Consider the following 12,792-nt stretch of genomic DNA (forward strand, 5'->3'; position numbering starts at 1 on the left):
GGCATGCCCTCAAGCGATGAAGCTGCCAGGGTAGGGCATTGAACAAAAACAAAAAGCCCGCGAGAAGAATAAAAACGAGCATGCAACACTTGCTAGGGGAGCTACGGCTCCCCTTGTGGTTTCTGCGTTTTGGCAGCCCCCGCCTACCGCCCTGCCCCATCGGCCGCGGCGTCTTACACCATCGTGTTACTAAATGCTAGAATCCCCGCCCATCATGCGGCCATTACTGATCCGGCCGGTCATTCCTTCACACAGTGCATCCCATGCTGAAGAAGCTGTTCCAGTCTCTCCGCCCCTCGGCGCCTTTGGTGCATCACATTCGCACCACGCCGCAAGTGCTCAATAGCGGCCAGCATTCGCTGCAACGCCAACAGTTCAGCCGCCAGGCGGTGAACATCGTCGAACGCCTGCAACTGGCCGGTTACCAGGCCTACCTGGTGGGCGGTTGCGTGCGCGACCTGCTGTTGGGCATCACCCCCAAGGACTTCGACGTCGCCACCAGCGCGACCCCCGAGCAGGTGCGCGCGGAGTTCCGCAACGCACGCATCATCGGGCGCCGCTTCAAGCTGGTTCACGTGCATTTTGGCCGTGAAATCATCGAGGTCGCGACCTTCCGGGCCAACCACCCGGACGAAGACGCCCCCGACTCGCACCAGTCGTCCAAACACCAGAGCGGGCGCATCCTGCGCGACAACGTGTACGGCACCCTGGAAGACGACGCCCAGCGCCGCGATTTCACCATCAACGCGCTGTACTACGACCCGATCGCCGAACGCATCCTCGACTACGCCAACGGCGTGCACGACGTGCGTAACAAGCTGATCCGCCTGATCGGCGACCCGCAGCAGCGTTACCTCGAAGACCCCGTGCGCATGCTGCGCGCGGTGCGTTTCGCCGCCAAGCTGGACTTCAGCATCGAGCGCCGCACCGTGCAGCCGATCCGCGAACTGGCGCGCAGCCTGCGTGACATCCCCGCGGCGCGGCTGTTCGAAGAGTCGCTCAAGCTGTTTTTGTCTGGCCAGGCCGCAGACACCTTCGAAATGCTGGTCGACCTGCAACTGTTCGACGCGATGTTCCCGGCCAGTGCCGCGGCGCTGGAGTACAGCCCGAGCTACACCCATACGCTGATCCGCAATGCGTTGGTCAACACCGACCTGCGCGTGGCCCAGGGCAAGCCAGTCACCCCGGCCTTCCTGTTCGCTGCCCTGCTGTGGCCGGCCCTGCCGATGCGCGCCGCGCAGTTGCAAGCCAAAGGCCTGCCGCCGATACCGGCGATGCAAGAAGCCGCCCACGACCTGATCAGCGAGCAGTGCCAGCGCGTGGCGATCCCCAAGCGCTTCACCCTGCCGATCAAAGAGATCTGGGACATGCAGGAGCGCCTGCCACGGCGCACCGGCAAACGCGCCGACGTACTGCTGGAAAACCCGCGCTTCCGCGCCGGCTACGACTTCCTGCTGCTGCGCGAAACCGCTGGCGAGCAGACCGACGGCCTGGGCCAGTGGTGGACCGAGTACCAGGAAGTGCCCGACAGCGAACGCCGGGCGATGATCCGCGACCTCGCCGGCCGTGATGAAGAAGGCCCAGCCCCACGCAAAGGCCGGCGCCGGCGCCGCGGCGGCGGTGACGACGAGTGAGCCCGGTACGGGCGTTTATCGGCCTGGGCAGCAACCTCGATGCCCCGACCGAGCAGCTCCGGCAAGCCCTGGCCGCCCTGCAGGCGCTGCCCCACAGCCAGTGGGTGGGCGCTTCGGCGCTGTACAGCAGCGAATCGCTGCTGCCCGGGCAGCCGCTGTACACCAACGCCGTGGCCGCGCTCGACACCAGGCTGGCGCCGCTTGAACTGCTCGACGCCCTGCAAGGTATCGAGAACGCCCAGGGCCGGGTGCGCGGCGAACGCTGGGGCCCTCGCACCCTTGACCTCGACCTGCTGCTGTATGGGCAACAACTGATCGACGAGCCGCGCCTGGTGGTGCCGCACAACCAGCTGCACCTGCGCGCCTTCGTGCTATACCCCTTGGCAGAGTTGGTGCCGGCGCAGTTCAGCCTGCCGGATGGCCGCAGCCTGGCCAGCCTGCTCGAGGCGTGCCCGTTCGAGGGGTTGGTGCGGCTGTAGGGCCCCGCCCACCGGGCCAGTAACACCCAGGTAACATAACGGTAACAGCGGGATTGACTTGCGCGCCGCGCCTCCCGACTATAGGCCGCCGTTTGCCCCCCTCCCGGGGAACAGCACCCACCCGCCGTGGCCTAAGCCCTACCTAGAATTGGGTTACCCCACCGCGGATTTCAGGTAACGCCGCCCACTCAGGCGGCCAGCCGAGGATGCCTTTTCATGCCAGCCATCACACTGACCACCCTGCAAGGCCTCAAGCACAAGGGTGAGCCGATCACCATGCTGACCTGCTACGACGCCACCTTCGCCCACCTGGCCAGCCAGGCCGGGGTCGAGGTGCTGCTGGTGGGCGACTCGCTGGGGATGGTCCTGCAGGGCCACGACAGCACCCTGCCGGTCAGCGTCGCCGACATGGCCTACCACACCGCCAGCACCAAACGCGGCAACCAGGGCGCGCTGATCGTCGCCGACCTGCCGTTCATGGCCTGTGCCACGGTCGAACAGGCCCTGGCCAACTGCACAACGCTGATGCAAGCCGGCGCGCACATGGTCAAGCTCGAAGGCAATGCCTGGCTGGCCGACACCGTGCGCCTGCTCACCGAGCGCGGCATCCCGGTGTGCGTGCACATGGGCCTCACGCCGCAGTCGGTCAACCTGCTCGGCGGCTATAAGGTGCAGGGCCGCGAAGACGCCCAGGCCCGCCAACTGCGCGAAGACGCCCTGGCCCTGGAGCACGCCGGCGCGGCGATGATCCTGCTCGAATGCGTGCCCAGCGCCCTGGCCACCGAGGTCACCCAGGCCGCGCGGGTGCCGGTGATCGGCATCGGCGCCGGCAACGCCACCGACGGCCAGGTACTGGTGCTGCACGACATGCTCGGGCTGTCGCTCAGCGGCCGGGTGCCGCGCTTCGTGAAAAACTTCATGGCCGGCCAGGCGAGCATTGCCGGCGCCTTGCAGGCCTACGTAGAGGCGGTCAAAGACCGCAGTTTCCCTGCCAGCGAACACGGATTCAACGCATGATCACAGTCAATAACGTCGCCGCCCTGCGCGCCGCCGTGACCCAGGCCCGCGCCGAGGGCAAGCGCATCGGCCTGGTGCCGACCATGGGCAACCTGCACGCCGGGCACATCGCCCTGGTGCACACCGCGCGCCAGCACGCCGCATTCGTAGTGGCCAGCGTGTTCGTCAACCCGCTGCAGTTCGGCCCCAACGAAGACCTCGACAAATACCCGCGCACCCTCGCCGCCGACCAGGCGCAGCTCGAGGCCGCCGGCTGCGACCTGCTGTTCGCGCCCACCGTGAGCGAGATGTACCCCGACGGCACCGCCGTGCAAACCCGGGTGAGCGTGCCAGAGCTGGCCAAAGAGCTGTGCGGCGCCAGCCGCCCAGGGCATTTTGACGGCATGGCCACGGTGGTGAACAAGCTGTTCAACATGGCCCAGCCGGATGTGGCCGTGTTCGGCCAGAAGGACTACCAGCAACTGGCGGTGATCCGCGCCATGGTGCGCGACCTGAACATGCCCATCGAGATCATCGGCGAGCCCACCGTACGGGCGGATGACGGCCTGGCGTTGTCGTCGCGCAACGGCTACCTCGACGCCACCCAGCGCGCCCTGGCGCCGCTGCTGCAACGCACCCTGCAAGCCATGGCCGAGGCCATCCAGGGCGGTGAGCGCCACTACGAAGCGCTGATGACCCGCCACCGCCAGGTCATCGCCGGCAGCGGCCTGCGCCTGGATTACCTCGACATCCGCGAGGCCAGCAGCCTGCGCCCGGCCCACGCCAACGACGAGCAGTTGGTGATCCTGGTCGCCGCCTACGCCGGTAACACCCGGCTGATCGACAACCTGGTGTTCGAGCGGGCAACGGTTGCCGATAAAGCCCAGTGACCGAACGGTCGCGGCGGCGTATGCTTTTGCCGATAAACGGCGCGGCGTAGTACCCCGCGCCGTGTTCATGGGCACGCAGCTTGGGCGCTCTCCATAGCCCACCCGCCGTGGTGGCGTGAATTTCACGCAACCGGGGCGAGCCCCCCAATGTCCAAGAGGCAGTTCAAGCAATAAGGAATCCTGCAGCGATGGCGTACTACCGCACTCCTCATGACGTGACCACCCTGCCCGCCTGGCAGGCCCTGACCGACCACCGCGCGGCCATGAACGACTTCAGCATGCGCGAAGCCTTCAACGCCGACCCCAACCGCTTCAACACCTTTTCCCTGAGCGGCTGCGGTTTGTTCCTGGATTACTCCAAGAACCTGATCACCCAGCAAACCCGCGACCTGCTGGTGCAGTTGGCCGACGAGGTCAAGCTCAAAGACGCCATCAGCGCCATGCTCAGTGGCGAGATCCTCAACGCCTCGGAAAACCGCCCGGCGCTGCACACCGCGCTGCGCCGCCCGGTGGGCGACAAGCTGAAGGTCAACGGCAGCAACATCATCCCGGAAGTGCACCGGGTGCTGAACCAGATGACCGAGCTGGTCACCCGGGTGCACGACGGCCTGTGGCGCGGCTACACCGAAAAGCCGATCACCGACGTGGTGAACATCGGCATCGGCGGCTCGTTCCTCGGCCCGGAGCTGGTTTCCGAGGCGTTGCTGCCCTACGCCCAACGCGGCGTGCGCTGCCATTACCTGGCCAATATCGACGGCAGTGAATTCCACGAGCTGGCCTCGCGCATCCGCGCCGAAACCACCCTGTTCATCGTTTCGTCGAAGTCTTTCGGCACCCTCGAAACCCTGAAGAACGCCCAGGCCGCGCGCGCCTGGTACCTGGCCCAGGGTGGCTCGGAAGCCGAGCTGCACCGCCACTTCATCGCCGTGTCGAGCAACAACGCCGCCGCAGTGGCGTTCGGCATCCGCGAAGAAAACATCTTCCCGATGTGGGACTGGGTCGGCGGCCGCTATTCGTTGTGGTCGGCCATTGGCCTGCCGATCGCCATGAGCATCGGTACCGCCAACTTCAAGGAGCTGCTGTCCGGTGCCTACACCATGGACCAGCACTTCCAAACGGCACCGTTCGAGCAGAACATGCCGGTGCTGCTGGCCCTGCTCGGGGTGTGGTACGGCAACTTCTGGGGCGCGCAAAGCCACGCGATCCTGCCGTACGACCACTACCTGCGCAACATCACCAAGCACCTGCAGCAGTTGGACATGGAATCCAACGGCAAGAGCGTGCGCCAGGACGGCAGCCCGGTGGTGACCGACACCGGCCCGGTGATCTGGGGCGGCGTGGGCTGTAACGGCCAGCACGCCTACCACCAGTTGCTGCACCAAGGCACCCAGTTGATCCCGGCGGACTTCATCGTGCCGGTGGTCAGCTTCAACCCGGTGTCGGATCACCACCAGTGGCTGTTCGCCAACTGCCTGTCGCAAAGCCAGGCGCTGATGCTGGGTAAAACCCGCGCCGAAGCCGAAGCCGAGCTGCGCGAAAAAGGCATGGCCGAAGACGCCATCCAGAAGCTCGCGCCGCACAAGGTGATCCCGGGCAACCGCCCGAGCAACACCCTGGTGGTCGAGCGCATCAGCCCACGCCGCCTCGGCGCGCTGGTGGCGATGTACGAGCACAAGGTGTTCGTGCAAAGCGTGATCTGGGGCATCAACGCCTTCGACCAATGGGGTGTTGAGCTGGGCAAGGAATTGGGCAAAGGGGTGTATCAACGCCTGATCGGCGGCATCGAAGAGCCGGCCGAGGATGCCTCCACCCAAGGCCTGATCAACTTCTTCCGCAGCCGCCACCGCGGCTAAGGCTGGCCAGGGGCGCTGCGCATGGAAGCCATCCGCCGGCGCATCGAGCGGCAGGTTCTGAGCCTCACGGGCCTGTCGCTCGGCCAACTCGACCTGGAGAACCCCAAGGGTGACCCAGGCCTGTTCGGCCCAAACTCGGTCAGTTGGCAAGTGCACGCCGACTTCACCAGCATGCTGGTGGGCGGCATCGCCGCGTTAATGCTGCAAATGCTCCACCCGCTGGCGCTGGCTGGCGTGTGGGACCATTCGAATTTCCGCCAAGACATGCTCGGCCGCCTGCGCCGCACGGGGCAGTTCATTTCCGGCACCACCTTCGGCGCCACCCAAGACGCCGAATGGCTGATTGAAAAGGTCCGTACCATTCACCTGCGCGTGACCGGCACCGCCCTCGACGGCCGGCCCTACGCCGCCAGCGACCCCGACCTGCTCACCTGGGTGCACGTGGCGGAGGTCAGCCAGTTCCTCGCCGCCCACCTGCGTTACCGCAACCCGCAGCTGTCGCTGGCCGACCAAGACCGCTACTACGAAGAAATCGCCCTGATCGCCCGGCGCCTCGGCGCGCGCGAGGTGCCCACCTCACGCCAGGCAGTGGCCGACTACCTCGCCCGCCAGCGGCCACAACTGGTGTGCGACGAGCGCTGCCGCGAGGTGGTGCGGCTGCTGCTGCACGCCCCCGCCCCCAGCCGCATCGCCAGGCCAGTGGGGCAATTGATGATGCAAGCGGGCATCGACCTGCTGCCCACCTGGGCCAGCGGCATGCTTGAGCTGCACCAGGGGCCGCTGCGCCGCGAGTGCATCCGAGTGGCCATCAACCAAGGCGCGCCGATCCTGCGCTGGGCCGTGCGCGATGGCTCGGCACACCGCGCCAAGCGCCGGCTGGGCTTGCCTGTACAGTGATTTTCCGAAAGCACGATAGGCAATGAACCGTTTCGCCATGCCATACTCAAACCCACCTTTGATCGATGCAGCGAATATTTCATGCGCAAAGGATTTATCCGCGCCGTTATCGGCGTAACCGTGGCAGTGGCCCTCTATGGGCTGCTGGGCTTCCTGGTGCTGCCGGGCATTGCCCTGCGCATCGCTAACCAGCAACTGGCCCAGTACGCCACGCAACCGGCGCGCCTGGAACGCATCGAGTTCAACCCCTTCAGCCTGGAGCTGACCCTCTGGGGCCTGCACCTGGGCGCCGCGGATCACGAACAACTGGCGTTCGAGCGGCTGTACGCCAACCTGCAGGTCGACAGCCTGTGGACCGGCGCGCTGCACCTGGAGGCCATCACCCTCGACAAACCCCACACCGAGCTGGCGTTTGCCAAGGATGGCCAACTGAACCTGGCCAACCTGTTCAAACTGCCGCCTAGCGAACCAAAGCCCGCCGCGCCCGAGAGCAAGCCGTTCCCCGTGCGGATTGGCACCATCAGCCTCAACCAGGGTTACCTGCACTTCAAGGACGCCCGCCCGAGCGAGCCGATCGAGTTCGTGTACGACGCGATGAACCTGACGCTGAAAAACCTCAGCACCCTGCCCGATGACCAAGCCGACATGACCCTCAGCGCCGACGGCCCCACCGGCGGGCGGATCGACTGGACCGGGCAGGTCAGCCTTGCGCCGATTGCCTCCCACGGCACGCTGAAGGTCAGTGACGGCCGCCTGAAGGTGTGGTGGCCGTATGTGCGCGACGCCCTGCCGCTGGACCTCAAGCAAGGCCGCTTCGACTTCAGCACCGACTACCAGCTCGACCTGGCCACCACCACCCAGCTCAAGCTTGAGCGCGCCACCCTCAACCTGGCGCCGTTCAACCTCGACAGCACCGACGGCAAGCCGCTGCTGCGGCTGGAACGCCTGCAGGTGAGTGACACCTCGCTGGACCTCGCGCAACAAAAGGTCACCCTCGGCAAGGTGACCAGCGACAAGCTCGAAACCTGGGCCGCGCGCGAAGCCGACGGCCAGTTGGACTGGCAAAAGCTGTTCGCCAGCCAGGCACCCGCCACCGCGCCAAAAGCGGTGCCGGAGGCGAAAAAAACACCGCCGGCCAAGCCGTGGCAAATCCTTCTGGGCAGCGCCGCCCTGCGCGACTACCGGGTACACCTGGCCGACCGCCAACCGAAAGAGCCCGTAACCCTCGACGTAGGCCCGCTGAACCTCGACGTGCAGCACTTCGACAGCCTCGGCGGCAAGCCCTTCAACGTGAAGCTGGATACCGGCATCGGCAAACAAGGCCGCCTGGGCGCCACTGGCGAAGTGAGCCTGGCACCGGTCAGCGCGCGGCTGAAGGTCAACACCCAAGACATCGACCTGCGCGTGGCCCAGGCCTACATCAGCCCGTTCGTTCGCCTTGAGCTGCGCAGCGGGATGCTCGACAGCGACCTGGCGGTGGACCTGAAAAGCACCGAGCCCCTGGCGTTCGGCGTGACCGGCAACGCCCAGGTCAACCAGTTGCACACCCTCGACACGATCAAGTCGCGGGACTTCGTGCGCTGGCAAAAACTCGACGTGCAGGGCCTGGATTACCGCCAGGGCGCTGGCCTGACCATCGCCAGCGTGGCGCTGCAACAGCCCTATGCGCGCTTTATGATCAACGAAGACCAAACCACCAACATCGATGACCTGATCATCAAACAACCGGCAGGCGCCGCCAGCGCCAAGCCAGCGCCCCGTAGCAAAGCGGCGAGCGAAGCCGGCAGCGAGAAGCCGATGCCGATCCGCATCGGCGGCATCAGCATCAACGACGGCTCGGCCAACTTCGCCGACTTCAGCCTGACGCCGAACTTCGCCACCGCGATTGCCCAGCTGCAAGGGCAGATCGGCACCCTGGACAACACCGAACCGAAACCGGCGCGGGTCGACATCAAGGGCCGAGTGGACCGCTACGCCCCGGTGACCATCGAAGGCAGCCTGCTGCCGTTCGACCCACTCAACAGCCTCGACATCGCCACCCGCTTCAACCGCGTTGAGCTCACCACCCTCACGCCCTACTCCGGCAAGTTCGCCGGCTACCGCATCCGCAAGGGCCGGTTGAGCCTCGACCTGCATTACCAGATCCGCAAAGGCCAGTTGCAGGCGGAGAACAACGTGCTGGTGGAGCAACTGCAACTGGGCGACAAGGTCGACAGCCCGGATGCCACCACCCTCCCGGTGAAACTGGCGATTGCCTTGCTCAAAGACAGCCAAGGCAAGATCTCCCTGGCGCTGCCGGTGTCTGGCGACCTGAACAACCCGCAGTTCTCGGTGATGCCGATCGTTTGGCAAACCTTGCGCAACCTGATGGTGCGGGCGGTGGCGGCGCCGTTCAAACTGCTCGGTGGGCTGGTGCACGGCGGTGGCGGCGATGACCTGAGCAACGTGGCGTTCACCCCCGGCAGCAGCGAAATCGACGGCACCGCGCAAGCCAACCTGCTGAAGCTGGCCGAGGCCTTGAAGCAACGGCCAGAGCTGCACCTGGAGGTAGAAGGCACCAGCGCCCAGGCCAGCGACGGCAAGCTGCTGGCCAACCAGCGGCTGGAGCGCGAATACCAGAGCACCTGGTACAAGATCCTCCAACGGCGTGGGGATAAGGTCCCGGCGCAAGCGGCAGACCTCAAGGTACCGGATGCCGAGAAGCCGGCGCTGCTCGAAGGCATCTACCGCACCCGCTTGAAGCAACAGCCACCGGCCGAGTGGGAGAAGCTCGCCAGCGAGGCCCGCGAGCAGCAACTGCGCGATGCGGTGATTGGCTCCTGGAGCGACAGCACGGCGCTGCTGCGCCAGTTGGGGCAGGCCCGGGCCAGTGCGATCAAGGGCTTTTTGGTCGAGAAGGGCCAGTTGCCGGATGACCGGGTGTTCCTGATCGACGCCAGCCTGGTGCAGGCGCAGGCGGATGGGAAGGTCGAGACCAATCTGCACCTGGATGCGGAGTAGGCGCCGCCAAAAAAAGCCCCACTCAAGTGAGTGGGGCTTTAGGGTGATCAGGTCCTTCTGATCTTCGCATGAACCCAAGCAGAGGGGTCCGGGCGGTAATATCGATCAGGCGATATTACTCGGCATGCAGGCCATCGGCCGAAACCGACTTAACGCCTTTGATTTTCTTGGTGATGGCCACGGCTTGTTTCTTCTGGGACTCAGTGATGGTCACCTGGGAAGACAGCGACACAACGCCTTGGTTGGTTTCAACCTTGATGTCCGAAGCTGGAATGCCTTTCTCGGTCAGCAGGTCCGATTTCACCTTGGTGGTGATCCAGGTGTCGGAGGTGGCTTGCTTGGCCGAATCCACTTCACCGGCGGCCAGCATCATCGGCGCCGAAGTGGTTTGGGCGGCTTGGACCAGGGCAACGTTGCCCAGGGTCAGGGTCAGAGCGGTGGCGGCAGCGATAGTGAACTTTTTCATACGAAAACTCCTGTTTTTTTGAAAGCTCCCCCCGTCGTTCTAATGGGTAAAGGGGGGCAGTAACAGGGTAGTTGCAGGGGCCGTGCCAGCTTCGCTTAAAAAATAAACCTATTAAAAACAACAGCTTATAATTTCATCGCTACGCTAGGGTCGTGCATCTTGCAAGGTCGGGGTAAAAGCTTGCGTGCAAGTTGCAGCTTCCTGAAAAGTTTGGCCGGGCCCAACAGCCGGGCATAAAAAAAGGGCCCACTCGGGGCCCTTTCTACACAGCTGGGTGATTTAAACGCCCGAAGCTTCCGCTGCCGGTACGTCTTTGATCGACAGCTTGATACGGCCGCGGTTGTCCACGTCCAGTACCAGTACTTTCACTTCCTGGCCTTCTTTCAGCACGTCGGTGACTTTCTCTACGCGCGAATCGCTGAGCATGGAGATGTGCACCAGGCCGTCTTTGCCCGGCAGGATGTTAACGAACGCGCCGAAGTCGACGATGCGCTCAACCTTGCCCACGTAGATCTTGCCGATTTCAGCCTCGGCGGTGATGCCCAGTACGCGCTGGCGAGCAGCCTCGGCGGCTTCTTTGGTTTCACCGAAGATCTTGATCGAGCCATCGTCTTCGATGTCGATCGACGCCTTGGTTTCTTCGCAGATACCACGGATGGTCGCGCCACCTTTACCGATCACGTCACGGATCTTGTCGGTGTCGATCTTCATCGAGATCATGGTCGGGGCATTGGCCGACAGTTCGCTGCGCGACTGGGCAATGATGTCGTTCATCTGGCCGAGGATGTTCAGGCGCGCTTCCAGGGCTTGGCCCAGGGCGATCTCCATGATCTCTTCGGTGATGCCGTTGATCTTGATGTCCATCTGCAGCGCGGTCACGCCCTTGGCGGTACCGGCTACCTTGAAGTCCATGTCGCCGAGGTGGTCTTCGTCACCGAGGATGTCGGTCAGTACGGCGAATTTCTCGCCTTCCTTGACCAGGCCCATGGCGATACCGGCTACCGGCGCCTTCATCGGTACGCCGGCGTCCATCAGGGCCAGCGAAGCACCGCAGACCGAAGCCATCGAGCTGGAACCGTTGGATTCAGTGATTTCCGAGACCACGCGGATGGTGTACGGGAAGTCAGCGGCGCTTGGCAGCATGGCTTGTACGCCACGGCGGGCGAGGCGGCCGTGGCCGATTTCGCGGCGGCCGGCACTGCCCATGCGGCCACACTCACCGACCGAGAACGGCGGGAAGTTGTAGTGCAGCAGGAAGTGGTCTTTTTTCTCGCCTTCGAGGGTGTCGAGCAGCTGAGCGTCACGGGCGGTGCCGAGGGTGGCCACCACCAGCGCCTGGGTTTCACCGCGGGTGAACAGCGCCGAGCCGTGGGTCTTGGCCAGCACGCCAACTTCGATGTTCAGCGGGCGAACGGTGCGGGTGTCGCGGCCGTCGATGCGTGGCACGCCGTTGACGATGTTCTCGCGCACGGTGCGGTATTCGATTTCACCGAAGATCTCTTTGACTTCAGCGGCGCTCGGGGCACCTTCCTGCTCGGTGGCAAAGCGCGCCAGTACCTGCTCGCGCACTTCGCCCAGGCGGGCGTAGCGGTCAGCCTTCTGGGTGATGGTGTAGGCCTGCGAAACAGCGGCACCGAACTCGCCGCGCACGGCGTCGATCAGGGCGGTGTTGGCGGCTTTCGGCTGCCAGTCCCAGGTCGGCTTGGCGGCTTCGGCGGCCAGTTCCTTGACGGCGTTGATCACCACCTGGAACTCGTCGTGGGCGAACAGCACGGCGCCCAGCATTTGGTCTTCGGTCAGCTCTTGGGCTTCGGATTCAACCATCAGCACGGCGTCGGAGGTACCGGCCACGACCATGTCGAGGCGCGAGGCGGCCAGTTGCTCGTAGGTCGGGTTCAGCAGGTAGCCGGTGCCTTCGTGGTAAGCCACGCGCGCGGCGCCGATCGGGCCGCTGAAGGGGATGCCGGAGATCGCCAGGGCCGCGGAGGTACCGATCATGGCGGCCACGTCCGGGTCGGTCTTCTTGCTGGTCGACAGCACGGTGCACACCACCTGGACTTCGTTCATGAAGCCTTCGGGGAACAGCGGGCGGATCGGCCGGTCGATCAGGCGCGAGGTCAGGGTCTCTTTTTCAGAGGGGCGGCCTTCACGCTTGAAAAAACCGCCGGGGATTTTACCGGCGGCGTAGGTTTTTTCCTGGTAGTGCACCGACAGCGGGAAAAAGCCCTTGCTTGGGTCGGCGTGCTTGGCACCGACGACGGTGACCAGCACGGTGACGTCGTTGTCGATGCTGACCAGCACGGCACCGCTGGCCTGGCGGGCAACACGGCCCGTCTCGAGGGTTACGGTCGATTGACCGAACTGAAACTTCTTGATTACCGGGTTCACGGCTTCCTACCTTCCATTGCGCTTGGGGGAACTTGTATAAACGAATGCTTGGGCAACCGCGGGATTCGGCCCGGCGGGGGTCCAGATAAAACTTGAGGCTGGGGGCCCGCCCACCCGGCACTTGCGTACCGGGCGGCGCGGGCCGCCAACCTCATTGAGTCGCACGGCGCCCACGCCCGCCCCGGCCAA

Annotated in this window: 9 protein-coding genes; 7 read left to right on the forward strand and 2 right to left on the reverse strand. The window is 64.8% G+C overall.

All coding sequences use genetic code 11. From position 1 onward, the window contains the following. The first annotated feature begins 263 nt into the window (after positions 1-263). The 7 genes from ACFZCE_RS24415 (at position 264) to ACFZCE_RS24445 (ending at position 9,749) form a co-directional block, all read left to right on the forward strand. Positions 264-1,634 carry a polynucleotide adenylyltransferase PcnB gene (locus ACFZCE_RS24415; RefSeq protein WP_390943119.1) on the forward strand — a complete coding sequence of 457 codons (1,371 nt, stop codon included), beginning with the start codon at positions 264-266 and terminating at the stop codon, positions 1,632-1,634. Continuing rightward, positions 1,631-2,113: a 2-amino-4-hydroxy-6-hydroxymethyldihydropteridine diphosphokinase gene (gene folK, locus ACFZCE_RS24420; protein ID WP_390943120.1), complete on the forward strand. Its 483-nt coding sequence runs from the start codon at positions 1,631-1,633 to the stop codon at positions 2,111-2,113. The genes ACFZCE_RS24415 and folK overlap by 4 nt, the downstream gene beginning before the upstream one ends. A 216-nt stretch (positions 2,114-2,329) precedes the next feature. Next, on the forward strand, positions 2,330-3,130 hold the full coding sequence (gene panB, locus ACFZCE_RS24425; protein ID WP_390943121.1) for a 3-methyl-2-oxobutanoate hydroxymethyltransferase: 801 nt from the start codon (positions 2,330-2,332) through the stop codon (positions 3,128-3,130). Then, positions 3,127-3,999 (forward strand): pantoate--beta-alanine ligase, encoded by an 873-nt coding sequence (gene panC, locus ACFZCE_RS24430; protein WP_390943122.1) that lies wholly within the window; start codon positions 3,127-3,129, stop codon positions 3,997-3,999. Before panB ends, panC begins: the two co-directional genes overlap by 4 nt. Before the next feature lie 188 nt (positions 4,000-4,187). Further along, positions 4,188-5,852, forward strand: coding sequence for a glucose-6-phosphate isomerase (pgi, locus tag ACFZCE_RS24435; protein ID WP_390943123.1), 1,665 nt, complete (start codon positions 4,188-4,190; stop codon positions 5,850-5,852). A gap of 21 nt (positions 5,853-5,873) precedes the next feature. Continuing rightward, entirely contained in the window at positions 5,874-6,749 is an 876-nt protein-coding gene (locus tag ACFZCE_RS24440; RefSeq protein WP_390943124.1) for an oxygenase MpaB family protein, read from the forward strand. A gap of 81 nt (positions 6,750-6,830) precedes the next feature. Then, the gene (locus tag ACFZCE_RS24445; protein WP_390943125.1) at positions 6,831-9,749 is read left to right on the forward strand and encodes a DUF748 domain-containing protein; all 2,919 of its coding nucleotides are present in this window, start codon (positions 6,831-6,833) and stop codon (positions 9,747-9,749) included. A 115-nt stretch (positions 9,750-9,864) separates the two neighbouring features. On the opposite strand, the gene ACFZCE_RS24450 is transcribed toward ACFZCE_RS24445, so the two are convergent. Next, a complete protein-coding gene (locus ACFZCE_RS24450; RefSeq protein ID WP_390943126.1) occupies positions 9,865-10,215 on the reverse strand; it encodes a BON domain-containing protein in 351 nt (116 codons plus the stop codon). Between the two features lie 279 nt (positions 10,216-10,494). Then, positions 10,495-12,603: a polyribonucleotide nucleotidyltransferase gene (gene pnp, locus ACFZCE_RS24455; protein ID WP_390943127.1), complete on the reverse strand. Its 2,109-nt coding sequence runs from the start codon at positions 12,601-12,603 to the stop codon at positions 10,495-10,497. Positions 12,604-12,792: the final 189 nt, after the last annotated feature.

The organism is Pseudomonas sp. NPDC007930, assembly GCF_042958985.1.
Lineage (GTDB): Bacteria > Pseudomonadota > Gammaproteobacteria > Pseudomonadales > Pseudomonadaceae > Aquipseudomonas.